The organism is Marinobacter sp. M1C (genome assembly GCF_023314135.1).
Lineage (GTDB): Bacteria > Pseudomonadota > Gammaproteobacteria > Pseudomonadales > Oleiphilaceae > Marinobacter.
Genome location: NZ_CP092289.1, coordinates 4,668,080 through 4,686,348 on the forward strand (window position 1 = coordinate 4,668,080; position 18,269 = coordinate 4,686,348).

Below are 18,269 nucleotides of genomic sequence, written 5' to 3' on the forward strand. Positions count from 1 at the left end.
CCCCACGAGCAGGCCCAGATTCTGGCATTATCGGGTTCCGGTTCAGCTAGCGGTCTGTCGAACGAGCAGCTACACCGAGTCAGCGGCGTTCTGAACCTACATGCAGCGTTGCGGGGGCAGCATCGACCATCGACTGTTGGATGCTCGTTAGCGACTTGCAGAACTCACTGAGCACGGGGTTTTGTGTCGGCCGCACCAGAAATGACTGACTATCCAACAACTCGCCGTCCCGAGTGGCCAGGGCACACCCAAACTCGATAATCTCCATATTATGCGTGCTTTGGCGCTCGCCAAAAAGTGCTAATCGACGCTCCCAACAGGTCGCTTCCAGATCAACAACCAATACCGGAGTTTCATAGGCGGAAGTCATTTTTTGATAACCATGGATCATAACTGGCTCGTCTTATTTGCGGCTCCATCAGACTGCCTGCTTTTTAGCTCCCGCACCATACCTAGTTCTGTGCGGGAGTTAGCATTACGGAACCAGGTCAGAGCATAGAAAATGTTGCCGCTAGCATGAACTCTGTTGCCTGAGGCACAGCTTTTTTGCGTAAATCCGCCTTCAGAGAGCAATTTGCGGGTGCCAGAATTCACAAAGGCCCCACACAATTGGCGACTGCGTTTACATTGAACTGACCGCAAGATCTCTAGAAGCACTAACTAGCTGGCACACTCTTTCCTGGAGTGACTGCCTCTACACTTAGCGCCCGCATCGTTGAATCACTACATTCAGGATTCTGACTCTTCTGGAGAAACGACTGCAGATTGATGCATGCGAACCGGTAAAGCGATTTTGGGCAGGTTCATTCTCAAAGACTGGGACATAACGTATTCCCGCCAATACGGCCACAAATGATAACTCGCATTCTTAAGCGCAAAAGCGTCCAGCGCTACCTTGTCTTCGATAAGAGCAGGATCAGTAACCCGGTAATCAACTCTATAGGCAGCCTCAATCTGACCAATGGGATGTTCCTCTCTTTTATCATCCGAAAACACCAGTCTCGCACCGACATCGATATACACCCTAAAAATATCAAAGGGTTGATCACTGTCTTTAATCTCGATAAGGTTGGATTCGATCACGTGGTGCTTGAGCTGCAGTTGGTAGTTCTGAACCCCCGAATTGAACCGGGGATCAAATTTCCCTTCAAGCCAAGCTTCCACTTTAGCTTGAGAAATATCTTCAAACTGTAGCCCTCTCTTAGCTCTTTCTAATGGCTCGTTCACTAAGACCACTGCCCTCCAACTTCTCTATAGTTCCTAATATCTATCACTTTTCCTTGGGACACATCAGATCTTTGGGTCTGAGCTTCGCAAATATTGGTCCAGCCATTACGGTCGTTCTCAAGCGCTGCGTCAAAACCGCGAAATGTTGCGAGTACTGACACCAAAAGCTGATTTAGACTCACACCTTCTTCTTCAGCTTTAGTTGCCAAGCCCCGATGCAATGTTTTTGGAAGACGGAGAGTAACGCGACCACTGAACTCTTCTTCAGGCTCGCAGGGCTGAGGCATTTTTCGCCCTTTCTCCTTGAAAAATTCTGCAGTCGTTTCAATAGAATCGAGTGCTAGTTCATAAGCCTCAACGTGTGAGTCACCATACTCCGCGATGTCTGGCAGTTCTTTCACCCGGGCCTCAAAGCATTCTTCACCTTCGAAAAGGCCTTGGCGAACAGTAATGTTGTATGCGTATGCATTCATTTTATTTCTCCCCCCTCAAAACATTTTTTGAGGGCTGCCTCGTGATTATCAATGGTTCTGACAATCTTGGTTATGTAGGCCGGTTTAATCTCTGGGTTTTTGCCGTGGCCGCAATTGAAGCTGCCGCTGTGAAATTCAGGAAGTCCATCATGGAAATATAGTTTGTGTCCTCTACTCTTACCGGCGCGGACCTCAAAGCCTAGCTGCTGAAGCAGTGCGATTATTTCTGTGCATCTGAGGTTTCCCTTGCCGCTCAAGAGAGCCTGCTTCACATCAAGGACCGTCACTGTATCACCCATCTGACACCGTATATAGTGTCACTATTCAAAAAAGACAAGTTTCTCTCCCTTTGATTACGAAACGAATAGGTCGCGAGCCGGCTGAGTAAGCGAGGAGCTATCTTCGCTCAAAAGGGGGCGAAAAGCGCGCGCTCAATAACTAAGTGCAACACCCTCTAATCGAGTACCGTTGTCAGACGACATTAAAGTTTGATAATACCAGCTTCATTTTTGCACTCTTTGACCTCTAACAGGCGGTGTTTGTCAAGAGAGTTGTCGCGTAGGCCATACGTCTAAGCAGCCTTTCTTTCCCGTCCTTCTTGCGGGCTTTCCAGCGTTTCCGGGTTGAGGGTTACCTGCTCTATGGCCTCCCAGTTTCGAGTGTGTCCCGACCAGCGTTCCGGGTGCGCTGAGCGCGCCCGCTGATACAGCGAATGACGCCTTCCCAGGATCCCGGCGTCCAGGCCACGGTGGCGCTCCGCGGGTGTCACGAAGCGGATCCGGCTGTGCCGATGCTCGGTGTTGTACCAGCGCATGAAGTCTCTGACCCAGGACCGGGCGTCGTCCAGGCTGGCAAAGCCGCCCTGCGGCCACTGCGGGCAGTATTTCAGGGTGCGGAACAGCGACTCGGAGAAAGCATTGTCATTGCTCACCCAGGACCGGCCACGCGAGGGCGTGATGCCCAAGTCATACATCTTGGCCAGCAAGGTCGCCGCCTCGTCGCCAGACTCGGCGAGGTGGACTTCCCAAGCCACGATTTTGCGGCTGTAGATGTCCATGATCAGGTACAGATACCCGTGCTGACCGCGCACCTCTGAGGGGCAATAACTGAGGTGAGTAGGCCAAGAGAGTTTCACTCTCAGCCTCTCGCAGAACGGTGCGTGAACCTCTCGGCTCACACCGCTCCCATCAAGCAAACGCACCCGACATTCCTAGCGACCAATGCGCAAACAAATTGGGTCGCGCTTTGACCAGTCGTTCTAGCGTGGCAATCGTTTTCACCTTCCGTCCTCGAAGATGTTTGTACTTTCGCATAGCCCATCTGACCAGCCGTTGGTTCACATATCGCGATACTCGGTACATCAATGACCGATACTTGCCCGGATGGCTCCATCATGCTGTCCGTGGGCTTGCTTCACCAGTTCGGCTAGTTTGATGTGACCCGTATCCTTGGCATCAAAGCGGGGCAAACTGACATGTTTGAAAATGTCACCCATATTGGTCGAGACGTTGTGCGCCTCGATCATCTCTTTGACAATCTCCGAATGCAGCAGTCCACATAAGAAATAAGCTGGTTCCGGCTCGGTTTTCCCCTCGTGGGGCCTTGTTCGCACTTTGACCGTGCAATCAGCAACATTTGAGTCGATGACATCAACAAAATAAACACCATTCAGGTCGGTAGTGATTCCCTTTCGGCCATTCACCCAAGTTGAAGGACCGAAAAGCGGCTTGTAGGCTGCGAAATGCCCCGGTTTCATAACTGCCCACGGCGCACCCTCCATCGTGTCCGAGACAGGGTTTGCCTCCATCTGGATAACATCAACCAGATCAAGCACGTCAGAACAAGGCAGGCGCGGGTCAATGGCTTTCAGGCGCTGCGGCTTGCCACCACGTCCCATTTTTGGATTGCCAGCAATGTCGGTTTTTGACTTGCCAAGCCATACCCGGTAATCCAGCGAATAGGTTGTAACGCCGCCCACGTTCTTTGTGAACATGACAACTGCGGTCCTATTTGATGGCTGAAATGTCCAGCTCATTACCACCGTGAAACTTGGTGTCAGAAAAGATCGCGTACTTCTCACAGGTAGGCTTCGCCCGGTTCCGATATGCCTCCGGCAGATTTGACCAACGCACCCATGGCGGATTGCCAACAATGGCATCAAACTGTCCTGCCGTCGCAGACCAAAAGAAATTCCGCATGATCCTGAACCAAATGCCATTCCAATTTTTTCGGTGCAAAGCCAGAACCTGGTCATACGTCGTTTTAAGGTTATCGCTCCACTCAGCTTCTTGCTCAGTAGTCAAGATGGCCGCTCGCACCATGTGTTTTGCAACAGCCGGATATTCGGTGTCATTCTCGACTTCTGTGCCCATGAGTTGAAACACTTGATCCAGTAAAACACGGTCACGCGCCAGTTCGGCGGGTAGCACAACTTGCAAATTAGCCTGTTCACTACCAATGCTGTACTCAATAAGGAGGTCTAAGCCGGAACCCCAGAAAATTCCGTCACCCTATCTGGGGTCAACGTGTGCTTGAAAAAATTCGGCCTGATTTTGCCATCAGCCGGTTAATGCGACAAAACCCAAAGAAGAGTAATCCTGCACGAGTTGTCCACCCCCCATCGCAGGCGATGAGGGGTTTCACTTGCGAGGTCTACTGCCAATTCGCCACAATCACCGGCGTCAGTGCCGCTGCATAGTTCGCAGACAGGGTGGTCTGCCCAGCCGCTGGAGGTGCAAACCCCGCCATTGCACTCACCAGGTTTTGCACCTGGCTGTCCAGCAGCGTTTGGCCATCACTGGTCTTGAACTGCTCCACATGGTGTGCATCCCCCAGATACCAGTTGCTCAGTGAGAACTGGTCGTCGGTGCCGATGAGGCTGACCTCCAGGTCGTTGCCATCCTGGCGGAACCACAGTTGATCGGTGCCGATGTCTGCGCCAAACTGGGCGACGTCGGTGTGACCTGCCGTTGTGTCGCTCTCCACGATCGTGTCGGCCCCTGCGCCCCGGCCCAGCTGGTAGGTGTCGCTGCCCAGTCCACCACTCAAGGTGTTGTTGGCGCTGTTGCCGCTGAGCACGTTGTCCAGGGCGTTGCCCGTGCCGTTGATCGCGGTACTCCCGGTGAGGTTCAGGTTCTCAACATCACTACCCAAGATGTACGTGATCGACGCATTCACCGTGTCACGTCCTTCGTGGGCGCTTTCACTCACGGTGTCGCCTGCCGAGTCCACGCAGTAGAGGTCGTCGCCTGCGCCGCCGGTAAGGATGTCATCACCGGTGCCGCCGTCAAGGAGATCGTTGCCATGGCTGGTGGTGATGGTGTCATTGCCGCTGCCACCGATGACGATGGCGTCGCCCCCGGTGGCGGTGATGGTGTCGTGGCCGTCGCCGCCTTCGATCGTGCCGGTGCCCCCGATGGCGGTGATGGTGTCGTGGCCTGTGCCGCCAAAGATCGTGTACCGGTCACCGGTGTCCGTGATGGTGTCATTGCCCGCACCGCCGTCGATAACGTCGTTGCCGCCAGTGTCCGTGATGGTGTCGTTGCCGTCACCACCGTAAATCGTCGTATGGCTGTTGCCGGACAGGAGGGTGTCGTTACCGCCTAGGGCATCAATCCAGGTGGTATCCGGTCGCAATGTGATCGTCTCCGAGGCATCGGTGCCCATCATCGTCATATTGGTGAGCTTGGCCGCCGTCCACACTGTGCCATCCGCAAACAGCACCTGCTCTGTCATCTCGGTGCTGTTGTTCCAGTTTTCCAGGATGATTTGGTCGTTGGTTGCCACGTTGTCCGGGCCGTTAACGTTGATGACCAAGTGACGCCCCATGCGGCTGATGGTCACATCGCTGCTCAAAATACCGGCGCCAAATATCAGTTTGTCATTGCCGGAGAAGTTGAAGTCCTTGATGGTGTCCTGACCATCACCCCGGCCAAACAGGTAGCTGTCTTCGCCTGCACCGCCGCTCAGGGTATCGGCACCCGCACCGCCCGCCAACACGTTCTTTCCGCTGTTGCCGGTGAGGACGTTGTCCAGTGTGTTGCCGGTGGCGTTGATGTTTGCCGTGCCGCTCAGAATGAGGTTTTCCACGTTATCGCTGAGGATGTGGCTTACACCGGATTGAACGGTGTCGATCCCGGCATTCGCTGCTTCTACGATCACATCAGCTGCGTTGTCCACCTCATAGCGGTCGTCACCGACGCCACCGGCCATGGTGTCAGCGCCGCGCCCGCCGTTCAGCGTGTCGTCTCCTGCCTGACCGATCAGTGTGTTGTTGCCACGGTTGCCAACGATATGGTTATCCAGCTCGTTACCGGTGCCATTGAGGTCGGCGTTGCCACCAAGTTCAAGGTTTTCGATATGGCTCGCCAGTGTGTAGCTGACAGAGGCCAGCACGGTATCCGTCCCGCCCTGGATGGACTCCACCGCCAGGTCATCCGTCTGATCCACCACGTAGGTATCGTTGCCCGCGCCACCTGCCAGGATGTCTGCACCTGCGCCGCCATCCAGCACGTTGTTGCCCGCGTTGCCGGTGATCGAATTGTTGAGCGCATTGCCGGTCGCGTTCAGATTTTCGGTGCCGGTCAGCGTGAGGTTTTCCAAATGGTTGCCCAAGGTGTAGCTGATGCCCGATTGAACTGTGTCCGTGCCTGCATTGAGCGCCTCTCTCACCACGTCGCCAGCATGGTCCACGACGTAGGTATCGTTGCCCAAACCGCCCGCCAGGGTGTCGGCCCCGGCACCGCCATCCAGCGTGTTTGCGCCGCTGTTGCCCGTGAGGACATTGTCCAGGGCATTGCCCGTGGCATTGATGGCCGTGCCGGTCAGTGTGAGATTTTCCACATGCTCGGAGAGTGTGTAGGTTGTCGAGGCGACCACGCTGTCCGTGCCTTCGCCTGCCTTTTCCACAATCACATCAGCGCTGTTGTCAACGTAGTAGGTGTCGTTGCCGCCCAGACCGGTCAGCACATTGACACCGCTGTTGCCCGTGATGACGTTGTCCAGCACATTGCCGGTGCCATCAAGCGCCGCGGTGCCGGTCAGGGTCAGGTTCTCAACCTCGTCGGACAAGGTGTAGGTGACGCTGGATTGCACGCTGTCGGTGCCCGCATTGACATCTTCCACAATTGAATCGTTGAGGTTATCGACAAGGTAAGTGTCGTTGCCCGCACCGCCCTGCAAGGTGTCTGCGCCGAGCCCACCGTTCAGCACATTCGCCGCACTGTTGCCGCTAATCGTGTTGTCCAGCGCATTGCCGGTGCCATTGATCGCAGCCGTACCGGTCAAACTCAGGTGCTCGACGTTGTCGGTCAGCGTGTAGGTGATCGAAGCCTGCACCGTGTCGATGCCTGCATTCAGCGCCTCCGTCACCCCATCGCCTGCGTTGTCCACCACGTAGCTGTCGTCGCCTGCGCCACCAGCCATGCTGTCTGCGCCCAGTCCGCCGTTGAGCACGTTGGCCACCGCATTGCCGATGATCACATTGTTCAATGTGTTGCCGGTGCCGTTGATAGCCTCTGTGCCGATCAAGGTGAGATGCTCGACGTTCGAGCCCAAAGTATAGGTGACGGACGATTGAACCGTGTCCGTACCCGCGTTTGCGGCTTCCGTCACGACATCGTCGGCGTTGTCTACCCGATAGAGGTCGTCGCCCGCACCGCCCGCCATGGTATCCGCGCCCAGCCCACCATCCAACGTGTCGTTGCCGCTATTGCCAATCAGCGTGTCCCGGCCTTCCAAACCGAAAAGACTATTGTTGCCTGCGTTACCGATGATGGTGTTGTCCAGCGCATTACCGGTGCCGTTGATGGCTGCGGTTCCGGTCAAAGTCAGATTTTCAACATGGTCGGTCAGCGTGTAACTGACGCTGGACTGAACCTGGTCGAGACCTTCGTCGAGGTTTTCAATCACGAGGTCGCCCGCGTTATCGACCACATAAGTGTCATCGTTCAAACCACCCAGCATGGTGTCTGCTCCGGCGCCGCCGTTCAGTAGGTCGTTGCCTGCCAGTCCGCGCAAGATGTTGTTGCCGGTATTGCCGAGAATGATGTTATTCAATTCATTGCCGGTGCCGTCAATGTGGGCCGCTCCCGTGAGCGTGAGATTCTCGACGTTGTCGGTCAGCGTGTAGGTGATGGACGATTGCACAAGGTCGAGGCCTTCGTTCAGGTTTTCCACCACAAGGTCGCCGATGTTGTCCACCACATAGGTGTCGTTGTTCAAGCCGCCGGACAAGGTGTCTGCACCCAAACCGCCGTCCAACAAGTCGTTGCCCGCACCACCCGCCATCACGTTGGCTGATGCGTTACCCGTCATGATGTTGTTGAGCGAATTGCCCACGCCATCAATCAAATCCAGACCCGTCAGGGTGAGGTTCTCGACGTTCTCCGTGAGGGTATAGGTGATGCTGGATTGAACCAGATCAGTACCGGCATTCCACGTTTCTGTGACTACATCGCCGACGTTGTCCACCACGTAGGTGTCGTGGCCTGCACCGCCGGTCAGGCTATCCGCGCCCAGTCCGCCGTTCAGCACGTTGGCCGCCGCATTGCCGATGATGATGTTGTTGAGCACGTTGCCGGTGCCGTTGGTCGCCGCCCCGCCAGTCAGGGTCAGGTTCTCGACGTTGTCGGTCAAGGTGTAGCTGATGCCGGACTGAACGTGGTCGAGACCTTCGCCGAGATTTTCGATGACAAGGTCGCCTGCGTTCTCAACCACGTAGGTGTCATCGTTCAAACCACCGAGCATGGTGTCTGCACCCGCTCCGCCGTTCAGCGTGTCGTTGCCTTCAAGACCGACCAAAATATTGTTGCCAGTATTGCCAAGGATGATGTTGTCCAAGGCGTTGCCGGTGCCGTCAATATGGGCCGTGCCAGTTTGAGTGAGATTCTCGACGTTGTCGGTCAGGGTGTAAGTAATGGACGCCTGAACAATATCTGTTCCTTCGGTCAGATTTTCCACAACAAGGTCGCCGACGTTATCCACGACATAGGTGTCATCGTTCAAACCGCCGAACATGCTATCGGCACCCACACCACCATTAAGCAAGTCGTTGCCCGCATCGCCTTGCAACAGATCGTTGCCTGCTTCGCCGTAGAGCAAATCGTTGTCGTCGCCACCGATCAGCGTGTCGTCGCCTGCTCCGGCATAAAGGGTGTCAACCCCCGCTGCACCATCCAGTACGTTTGCCGCTACGTTGCCGGTGAGGATGTTGTTGAGTGTGTTGCCGGTGCCGTTGATTTGGTCCATACCGGTCAAGGTGAGATTCTCGACGTGATCGGTCAGCGTGTAGGTGATGCTGGACTGCACCAGGTCGGTGCCCGCATTCAAACCTTCGGTGATGAGGTCACCGCCATCGTCCACGATGTAGGTGTCGTTGCCGGTGCCACCCGCCATGCTGTCCGCGCCCAGCCCGCCGTTCAGCGTGTTGGCCGCCGCGTTGCCGGTGGCGTTGATCGCCGCCCCGCCCGTCAGAGTCAAGTGTTCAACGTTGGCCCCTAGTGCGTAGGTAATGGAAGACTGGACGGTATCAGTCCCGTCTTCCACATTTTCTGCCACCATGTCACCCGCGTTATCGACGACATAGGTATCGTCGCCTGCATTGCCCTCCATCGCATCCGCACCGCTACCGCCATCGAGCAGATCATTACCCGTATTCCCCCTCAGAGTGTCGTTACCTGCCAAGCCGTACAAACGGTTGATGCCGGTGTTGCCAAGGATGATGTTGTTCAGCGCGTTGCCCGTGCCGTCAATATTGTCCGTGCCAGTCTGCGTGAGGTTCTCGACATTGGTGGCCAGCGTGTAGGTCACGGATGCGCGCACGGTATCGATGCCCGCATTGAAGGCCTCGATCGTCCGGTCGTCGACACTGTCCACGATGTAGGTGTCGTCGCCCGCACCGCCCGTCAAGGTGTCGGCGCCTGCCGCACCGTCCAGCACATTCGCACCGCTGTTACCCGTGATGACATTGTTCAGCGCATTGCCCGTGCCGTCGATATTGGCCACGCCCGTGAGGGTGAGATTTTCGATATGGTCGGAGAGCGTGTAGCTCGCTGCGGCCATCACACTGTCGGTGCCTTCGTTGCTTTTTTCTACAACCACATCGGCCGTGTTATCGACCGTATAGGTGTTGTTGCCCGCGCCGCCGATCATGGTATCCACGCCTGCGCCGCCGTCCAGCGTGTCGTTGCCTGCCTGCCCGATCAGGGTGTTGTCGCCGCCGTTGCCGATGATGAGATTGTCGAGCGCGTTGCCTGTGCCGTTGATGTTGGAAGTGCCGGTGAGCGTGAGGTTTTCAACATTGTCAGAGAGTGTGAAATCTGCCGAGGCAATCACGCTGTCTGTGCCGCCGCCCGCCAGTTCTATCACCTCATCGGCCGTGTTATCCACAAGGTAGGTATCGTTGCCCGCCCCGCCTGCCATCGTGCCACCGTCGATGACGTTCGCCCCGCTGTTGCCCGTGATCACGTTGTCGAGCGCATTGCCGGTGCCGTTCAGATTCGCCGTACCTGTCAGAACAAGGTTCTCGACATCGTCAGTCAAAGCGTAGCTGATGGAGGACTGCACCGTGTCGATGCCATTGCCGACATTCTCTGTGACGACATCGGCGGTGTTGTCCACGATGTAAGTGTCGTTGCCCGCGCCGCCTGCCATGGCATCAGCGCCAAGACCGCCATCCAGCGTATCGTTGCCCGCACCGCCAATCAGCGTGTCATTGCCGTCGAGGCCAAGCAATGTGTTGCCGCTATCGTTGGCGGTAATGACGTTGTCCAGCGCATTGCCGGTGCCGTCGATGGCGGCCGCGCCGGTGAGCGTGAGGTTCTCTACATTATCGGTGAGGGTATAACTGATGGAGGACTGGACGTTGTCGATGCCTTCGTTGAGGTTTTCCGTGACGACATCGCCGATGTTATCCACGACGTAGGTGTCATTCTCCGTGCCGCCCATCATCGTGTCTGCGCCCGTTCCGCCGTCCAGCGTGTCGTTGCCCGCATTACCGACCAGCGTGTCGTTACCGGCAAGGCCGCTCAACAGATTGTCCGCAGCGTTGCCGGTGAGCGTATTGCCCAGCGCGTTGCCGGTGGCATCAAGATTTGCCGCACCGGTGAGCGTGAGGTTTTCTACGTTATCGGTTAGCGTGTAGCTGATGGAAGATTGAACCGTATCAATACCCGCATTGAGTGTTTCCACAACGAGGTCGCCGACGTTGTCCACCACATAGGTGTCGTTGCCCGCGCCGCCTGCCATGGTGTCCGCACCCACTCCGCCGTCCAGCACGTTGTTGCCGCTGTTGCCGGTAATGCTGTTATCCAGCGCATTACCCGTGCCGTTGATCGCGGCCGTGCCGGTCAGGGTGAGATTTTCGACATCATGGGTGAGCGTGTAGCTGACGCTGGCTTGAACGTTGTCCACGCCCTCGCCCACAATTTCAACGACCACATCGCTTGTGTTATCCACGATGTAAGTATCGTCGCCTACGCCACCCAACATGGTGTCGATACCCGCACCGCCATCCAGCGTGTCGTTGCCTTCCAATCCGGTCAGCGTGTTGTTGCCGCTGTTGCCGGTGATAACGTTATCCAGCACGTTGCCCGTGCCATTGATCGCTGCCGTGCCAGTCAGTGTAAGGTTTTCGACGTTATCGGTCAGTGTGTAAGTGATGGAGGATTTGACCAAGTCGATGCCTTCTGCTGCATTCTCGATCACCGCGTCACCGATGTTGTCCACCACGTAAGTGTCGTTGCCCGTGCCGCCCAGCATGGTGTCCGCGCCCGCGCCGCCGTCCAGCGTGTCGTTGCCTTCCAGCGCAGTCAGGAGGTTGTTGGCGCTGTTGCCGATAATGACGTTGTCCAGCACATTGCCCGTGCCGTCGATGGCGTTAATGCCGGTTAGGGTGAGGTTGTCGAGGTTGTTCGCCAGCGTCCAGGTCAAGCTGCTCTTGACCGTGTCGATGCCTTCGCCTGCCAATTCGATAGTGGCGTCGAGCAGGTTGTCCACCACATAGGTGTCGTTGCCGGTGCCACCGATCAGGGCATCTGCACCCACGCCGCCATCCAGCGTATCGTTGCCCGCATTGCCCGTCAGGGTGTTGGCGTTGCTGTTGCCGATGATGACGTTGTCGAGTTCGTTGCCGGTGCCGGTGAGCGCCGTGCCTTCGGTGAGGATGAGGTTCTCGACGTTCGCGCCCAGCGTGTAGTCGAAGGGGCTGATGACGGTGTCCGTGCCTTGCCATGCAGCTTCGTTGACGGTGTCGCCGAGGTTGTCGAGAAGGTAGGTGTCGTTACCGTAGCCGCCGTACATCGCATCCGCGCCGATGCCGCCATCCAGTACGTTGCTGTAGCTGTTGCCGACGATGACGTTGTCCAGCGTGTTGCCAGTCCCGTTGATAGATGACCACCCGGTGAGGGTGAGGTTTTCTACATTGTTGCCCAAGGTGTAGTCGATGCCCGATTGCACGGTGTCGATGCCTTCGCCAACATTTTCGATGACGATGTCGCCTGCGTTGTCCACCACATAGGTGTCGTTGCCGGTGCCGCCCAGCAGCGTATCTGCGCCGCCTTTGCCTTCCAGCGTGTCGTTGCCTTCCAGCCCGGTCAGGGTGTTGGCGGCATCGTTGCCGGTGATGACGTTGTCCAGCACGTTGCCGGTACCGTTCAGATTCGCCGTGCCGGTGAGGGTGAGGTTTTCTACATTGTCGGTGAGGGTGTAGGTGATGGAGGATTTGACGGTGTCGATGCCTTCGGCGGCATTTTCAATGACTGTATCGCCGATGTTGTCCACGATGTAGGTGTCATCGCCAGTGCCGCCTTGCAGCGTGTCCGCGCCCAGCCCGCCGTCCAGCGTATCGTTGCCTGCCATGCCTGACAAAGTGTTGTCGCTAGCATTGCCTGTGATTGCGTTATTCAGTTCATTGCCTGTTCCTGCAACAGCATCTGCCCCTGTGAGGGTGAGGTTTTCCAGATTATTGCCGAGGGTGTAGGCGAGGCCGGTTTTTACCGTGTCGGTGCCTTGGCCGATTTGTTCGATGATGGTGTCGGCCAGGGTGTCGACGATGTAGCTGTCGTTGCCGGTGCCGCCGATCATGGTATCCGCGCCCGCGCCGCCGTCCAGCGTGTCGTTGCCCGCATTACCGATCAGCGTGTCGTTGCCGTCCATGCCTTGCAGGTGGTTGTCCGCCGCGTTGCCGGTGATGACGTTGTCCAGCGCGTTGCCGGTGCCTGCAATAGCCCCTGTCCCCACGAGGGTGAGGTTTTCTACGTTGTCGGTAAGGGTGGTGCTGATGCTGGCTTCCACCACGTCGACGCCTGCGTTCAGGTTCTCGATGACGATGTCGCCTGCGTTGTCCACCGAGTAGGTGTCATTGCCTGTGCCGCCACTCATGCTGTCCGCGCCCGCGCCGCCCAGCAGCCAGTCGTTTCCTTCACCGCCAATGAGTGTGTCGTTGCCCGCGCCGCCCGCCAGTATCTGGTTGAGCGGCACGCCACCGGGTGTGGTGGCGAGTGCGGTCAGTACGTCGGCATTGATTGTGCCGAGTTGTAGGGTGGTGAGGTCGAATGTGCGACCGGCGGCGAAGGCGATGGTGTCGAGTGTGTGTTTGCCGCCATCGGCTGCGAACCAGTGCGCGACGGTGACGCTGTCGCGCCCGTTGATGTGGCGGAACACGAGGGCATCGCCTTCCTGCGCGATGCTGATGTCGCCTGCGGTGATGGGCAATTGGCCCGTGTATGCAGTAGCGGAGCCGAATTGCAAAGTGTCGATGCCGGTATCGCCGTGCGTTTCGAGGATGGTGTCGTGTCCGTCACCTAAATTAAGTTGGTAGGTATCATTACCATCACCACCGTATAAGGTGTCATTACCTGTTCCACCGTTAAGTGTGTCATCTCCTGCACCACCTAAGAGTAAATCGTTACCACCTAAACCATTAAGCACTGTACCTGTGTCATCTCCAATTACTACTTCACTGGCATTCGTACCATCACCATTAATTCTAAAACCAGAATAACCAAAGTCATTCAAGGCAGAGACAAGTTCAGGTTGTAAAGTGGGATCAACTCCATCTACTGTTGTAGATGCTAACCATCCACGCAATTGACCAAGGCCATCCCAACCCATACGCGTTATATTTGTGCCAACGATGCGTTGCATATCAAGTAAGTCACGCACCGCTTCGCCGGGGGCTTCATCAAAACGTGTTTGGAAAGCTATATCGGTACCACTAAAATCAACACTAATAACAATATTACCAAATTCTGCTCTGAATGAACTAATATATGGTTCAAGTCGAGTTTGTAACAATAAACCGTCGTAAACTGATAGCCGTAATGATGCATAAGATTGATCTAAAAAGTTACGTCGTGCAGCAAAGAAATTAAGATTAACTTCTGTTGCGCTGTCAGCAGGACTAACAAAAGTACGACCATTAAACCGTTCAAGAATTTGAAGTTTATTGATCCATTCATCATATCCCGCTGTACCTTCTGCAAAACCGGATACAGAAATATTGGTAGGTAAACCATCATAAGCCCCATCACCTGTTACAGCAAGTTCAGAGGTTTGACTCCACTCGGTTAATAACTCATCGAGTAAAGCAAGTTGTTCATCACGCGTTGTAGCGGCATCATATTGAGTTAGTAATGCAGCAAGCGTAGGACTCAAACTTGCGGCTTCACGTAAATTACGCACCTGACCTGAGCCATTCATATCAGGCAACGCTTCGGCTTCAGGTGTTAACGGAATCGTATCCGTAAATTGACTAATAAAGGTATTTTCAGCTAAATCGATATCACCTAACTCTGCTGAAACACTACCGACATCTGAACTTGAGCCATCACTACGAACATAACTACCTATATCGGCAAGAAGGTTACCATTCGCTAAAGGTTGTGAGTTTTCAGTCTTGGCAACATTAATAGAAGCAACACCTGCTTCATCTAATGTTTTAAGTTCATCGGCTTGTGAAATACCGTCACTATTTAAATCTTGCCAAACACGTAAGTTAGCAAAGTTTGCATCATTAGCATCAACGATGCCATCACCATTGGTGTCTTCTTGTACTAAAGCAGCAAAGCCATCTTCAGCATTGCCACTGCCATCATTTAATGGTGTTGAATCACCAAAGAGTTCAGTACCATCATCAATAGTACCATTACCATTTCGATCTAAAACCAAAAAACCATCATCGGGTTTAATCCAACCTGTTGCCGCTTTATTTCCATCTCCATCGTGGTCAAAAAGGATAGGATTGGCGAGATCAATACCTACTGTTTCCAGACCATCATCATCCAGATCAAGAGTAAGCGGATCACGCCGTTGAACTACAGATTGAGAGAAATTAAAGAAATCGGAAATTGTATCCCCTATATCATTAAGTTCATCACCAAGTTCTTGGGAAAATTCAATAAAAGAATCAGAAATATTATCAGCTAAATTATCAAAAAATTCATTTACATCATTTGTTGTGGCAGTAGCGAAGTCAGAAATCTGATCATATACATTAACCATATCATCAATTACAGCTGTAGCTTCATTAATAGCATTTTGATAGGCCTCAGATATAGCATCCGCTACATCTTGTTCAAGATCGACAAGAGTATTTGTAAGTTCTTGTTCAAAATTAGCTATGTCTTGAGCATACTCTTCCACCTTAGTATTAAGAGCATCTGCCGCATCAGTGAGAGTATCTGCTACTGCCTGTTCAGCAGCATTAATCTGATCACCGAGGTTCTGACTAAACTCAATAAAGTTATCCGCAGCCTGCTGTGTAATCTGGTCAAAGAATTGTTCTACAGTAACAAGAGCATCACTTACCTCACTTGAAGCTCCTTGATAAACATCAGTCAGAGTATCACTCACATCCTGTTTAATAGAGTTAATTTCGTCACTCAAATCGAAATCTGATTCTGAAAGTTCATCAAAAAAGTCATTTACATAACTATCAAAACTTTCCATTCCTGCTTCAGTTCAGGTACTGTCCATAGAGAAACAACGATCGAAGACCACAAAGGATCTCCTGTAGTTTCAAAATTCTTATCCCCTATATACTGAGCAAAGTCTGTGTTTTTATCTAGAATTTTGTCCCAATAATCCTGACCTGTTCCTCCATTTAGAATATCTTCTACTTGTCCTGGACGCCAAACATCAGAAAGCATATCTACACCTCCAGCCTCAAGAATAGTATCCGTTACAGTAACGCAATTTTCTCCCTGATTATTTGCAGCTAACTCATAAGCAGGAGTATTTTCAGGAGAGCTAAGCTTATCTCCTTCTGCTTTCATAGAATCAAATTGGTCCTTTGAAATAACCAAAGTTTTTGTGGAAGTTGCACGCTCAGGATTTTCATTTGGATGAATCTCTCCCGGACCACCAAAAATATCTTTAGTGGCTGGGGAAAAACTATACGTATACGGATTACCTTCATTATCTGTTAAAGTAACCCAAGTATGTACGAGTCCACCTTCTGTAACTGGAACTGTATCTGTAAAAATAGTTGCTGTATAAGACATAACTGTAACTCCTTAATTAATTATTAAAACCTACTTTTTCATCCTAAATAAAAGATAAAAAGCACGAGCAATATAAAATAAAAAGCCAATCCAAAATAAATATTTCAAATGAAAATGATAAAATATAGCAACTAACCGATCTGTAAATGAAAGTACTCTATAAAATGTTTTTCCAGTTTTAGTCGTCACTTTATTAACTCGCATTACAATTTTAGCTTTATAACTTTTAAGCTTATCGGATATATTTCCTATAGTTCCTACAGACTGATAACATCCACGAAGTAGTTTTATTTCACCAATCATTCGGCCTATCCATTCATTTGAAATAATACTTGTGGTAGGGAAAACATTCGAAGTATCAAGACTATATCTATCTGACTTGCTTGTGATAATTAAATCAATAGGAATATCTATACCTCTCTTAGTGATGTGATATTCCCTATCAATAGACCAACTGCCTTTCCCAAGGAGTTCACTAAGGTTATCTTTAGGTTTCAACTTGAACATTATATGAGCCCTATACACTCCATCAAAAGGAACACACCAATCTGATTTTATACTTTGTCTTATTTCTAATAACTCGCCTTGAATTAAAATTATGTCTTTAGGAAACAACCATCCACGAATACTTGGGTATGCTGCAAAAAACAACATTAATAAAGCAAGTGAAAAACTTATTACCAACCCACTTGCTGAACTTTTTGTTAACCTGGTTTTTTTCATCTAAAAACATTCCTTATCCAAAGTTAAAAACAATTTCTTAATGTTATATAATAAACCCCATATCTCTAAAGAAGCGCTGATCAAATCGTGATTCCCTGCCGGAGTGAGCTCCACTCAAATTTCAGCACGATTGCTGGCCGATTCGAGAGCCAGAATCATTAAATGTCCTGTTTTCAGGTTATAAAAGCCCTTTTACGGCCAAAATTCCGCCTTTCAGGCAGATATCAGGCGCTTTGAGCCGGATTTATCCTGCGAGCGAGTATCAGGTTGCCCAGAGCGAACAACGTAAACAGCTGCGCAGTGTTCTTTAACAGCCCCCGGTAGCGCACCTTCCGATGCCGAAACAGGTTCTTGACCACGTGGAAGGGATGCTCCACCTTGGCCCGAATCTGGGCTTTGGCTCGCTCGAACCGGGTCACCAGGTTTTTGCGCGGGCCCTCTGTCATTTTCTTGAGCTTGCCGCGTTTCTCCGCCACGTGCCAGGCAACGTTCTTATCCTTAAGCTCGTCACGCTTTGCCACACCGGTGTAACCCGCGTCAGCAAACACATCGCTTTCTTCACCATGCAACAGGCGCTCGGTCTCGGTGATATCCGCTACATTGGCAGCCGTGCCCGTTAGACTGTGGACCAGTCCAGAGTCCGCATCCGTGCCACCAATATGCGCCTTCATGCCGAAGTACCACTCGTTGCCTTTTTTGGTCTGGTGCATTTCTGGCGGTCCGACGATTCGGTCCCGTGCCTTGGCCCGGTTTTTCGTGGAGGGCGGTGCCGCAATAATAGTGGCATCCACGATCGTACCCTCGCGCATGAGCATGCCGCGGTCAGCCAAGTGGCCGTTGATCTGCTCGAAGATCACCAGGGTTAAGGCCTGCTTTTCCAGTAAGTGGCGGAACTTCAACAGCGTCGTGGCATCCGGGACCGATTCCACAGCCAGGTCAATCCCAACAAAATTGCGCAGCGCCTGGCTGTCATAGATGGCGTCTTCCAGCGCTTCGTCCGCCAAGGCATACCACTGTTGCACAAAGTACATCCGCAGCATGCGCTTGAAAGGTATTGGGGGGCGGCCCCGTTTACCGCGCGAATCAGGATAGTAGTATGGTGAAAGAGCTTTCAGCCGCCTCGGCTAAGGCACGGCCTGCTCCATTTCTGCCAAAAATCGCTCACGGCGGGTCGTCTTTTTCTTGGCAGCAAACTCTGCCTAGGCGAAACTCGTTTGCTTCATGACAGTCTCTGGCTATTCCTGCGGATGAGGTACCATTTTACCAAACCGACAACGTGAGAAGAATAAATCAGTGTTTCCTTAGTGATCTCGATCAAATTAAAACAGATATGGCTAATGGTTAC

The 18,269-nt window shown here is 52.9% G+C and carries 9 protein-coding genes and 2 pseudogenes; all 11 read right to left on the minus strand.

Going from position 1 to position 18,269, the window contains the following annotated elements:
• Positions 1 to 79 precede the first annotated feature (79 nt).
• The 11 genes and pseudogenes from MIH19_RS22095 to MIH19_RS22145 all read right to left on the minus strand — a co-directional run bounded on the left by MIH19_RS22095 (position 80) and on the right by MIH19_RS22145 (position 18,078).
• Positions 80 to 370 carry a 3'-5' exonuclease gene (locus MIH19_RS22095; RefSeq protein ID WP_249006902.1) on the minus strand — a complete coding sequence of 97 codons (291 nt, stop codon included), beginning with the start codon at positions 368 to 370 and terminating at the stop codon, positions 80 to 82.
• 359 nt (positions 371 to 729) lie between these two features.
• The gene (locus tag MIH19_RS22100; RefSeq protein ID WP_249006903.1) at positions 730 to 1,227 is read right to left on the minus strand and encodes a hypothetical protein; all 498 of its coding nucleotides are present in this window, start codon (positions 1,225 to 1,227) and stop codon (positions 730 to 732) included.
• On the minus strand, positions 1,227 to 1,700 hold the full coding sequence (locus tag MIH19_RS22105) for a toxin-antitoxin system HicB family antitoxin (RefSeq protein ID WP_249006904.1): 474 nt from the start codon (positions 1,698 to 1,700) through the stop codon (positions 1,227 to 1,229). Before MIH19_RS22105 ends, MIH19_RS22100 begins: the two co-directional genes overlap by 1 nt.
• A complete protein-coding gene (locus tag MIH19_RS22110) occupies positions 1,697 to 1,999 on the minus strand; it encodes a hypothetical protein (RefSeq protein WP_249006905.1) in 303 nt (100 codons plus the stop codon). The genes MIH19_RS22105 and MIH19_RS22110 overlap by 4 nt, the downstream gene beginning before the upstream one ends.
• A 272-nt stretch (positions 2,000 to 2,271) precedes the next feature.
• Positions 2,272 to 2,811 (minus strand): annotated as a pseudogene (locus MIH19_RS22115) (integrase core domain-containing protein); the annotation flags it as partial.
• A 249-nt stretch (positions 2,812 to 3,060) separates the two neighbouring features.
• The gene (locus MIH19_RS22120) at positions 3,061 to 3,693 is read right to left on the minus strand and encodes a hypothetical protein (protein WP_249006906.1); all 633 of its coding nucleotides are present in this window, start codon (positions 3,691 to 3,693) and stop codon (positions 3,061 to 3,063) included.
• Positions 3,694 to 3,706: 13 nt separating this feature from the next.
• Positions 3,707 to 4,129, minus strand: coding sequence for a hypothetical protein (locus MIH19_RS22125; protein WP_249006907.1), 423 nt, complete (start codon positions 4,127 to 4,129; stop codon positions 3,707 to 3,709).
• A 223-nt stretch (positions 4,130 to 4,352) separates the two neighbouring features.
• Positions 4,353 to 15,647: a calcium-binding protein gene (locus MIH19_RS22130; protein ID WP_249018610.1), complete on the minus strand. Its 11,295-nt coding sequence runs from the start codon at positions 15,645 to 15,647 to the stop codon at positions 4,353 to 4,355.
• Entirely contained in the window at positions 15,623 to 16,201 is a 579-nt protein-coding gene (locus MIH19_RS22135) for a hypothetical protein (protein WP_249006909.1), read from the minus strand. Before MIH19_RS22135 ends, MIH19_RS22130 begins: the two co-directional genes overlap by 25 nt.
• A 30-nt stretch (positions 16,202 to 16,231) precedes the next feature.
• Complete coding sequence (locus tag MIH19_RS22140) at positions 16,232 to 16,924, minus strand: hypothetical protein (protein ID WP_249006910.1); 693 nt, start codon at positions 16,922 to 16,924, stop codon at positions 16,232 to 16,234.
• 224 nt (positions 16,925 to 17,148) lie between these two features.
• Positions 17,149 to 18,078: pseudogene (locus tag MIH19_RS22145) on the minus strand (IS5 family transposase).
• Between the last annotated feature and the right edge of the window lie 191 nt (positions 18,079 to 18,269).

Excerpts from the sequence above, each read along its gene's own strand:
- MIH19_RS22135 (WP_249006909.1), bottom strand. The coding sequence starts at position 16,201 with ATGTCTTATACAGCAACTATTTTTACAGATACAGTTCCAGTTACAGAA.
- MIH19_RS22095 (WP_249006902.1), bottom strand. The coding sequence starts at position 370 with ATGACTTCCGCCTATGAAACTCCGGTATTGGTTGTTGATCTGGAAGCG.
- MIH19_RS22120 (WP_249006906.1), bottom strand. The coding sequence starts at position 3,693 with ATGTTCACAAAGAACGTGGGCGGCGTTACAACCTATTCGCTGGATTAC.
- MIH19_RS22105 (WP_249006904.1), bottom strand. The coding sequence starts at position 1,700 with ATGAATGCATACGCATACAACATTACTGTTCGCCAAGGCCTTTTCGAA.
- MIH19_RS22110 (WP_249006905.1), bottom strand. The coding sequence starts at position 1,999 with ATGGGTGATACAGTGACGGTCCTTGATGTGAAGCAGGCTCTCTTGAGC.
- MIH19_RS22130 (WP_249018610.1), bottom strand. The coding sequence starts at position 15,647 with ATGGAAAGTTTTGATAGTTATGTAAATGACTTTTTTGATGAACTTTCA.
- MIH19_RS22140 (WP_249006910.1), bottom strand. The coding sequence starts at position 16,924 with ATGAAAAAAACCAGGTTAACAAAAAGTTCAGCAAGTGGGTTGGTAATA.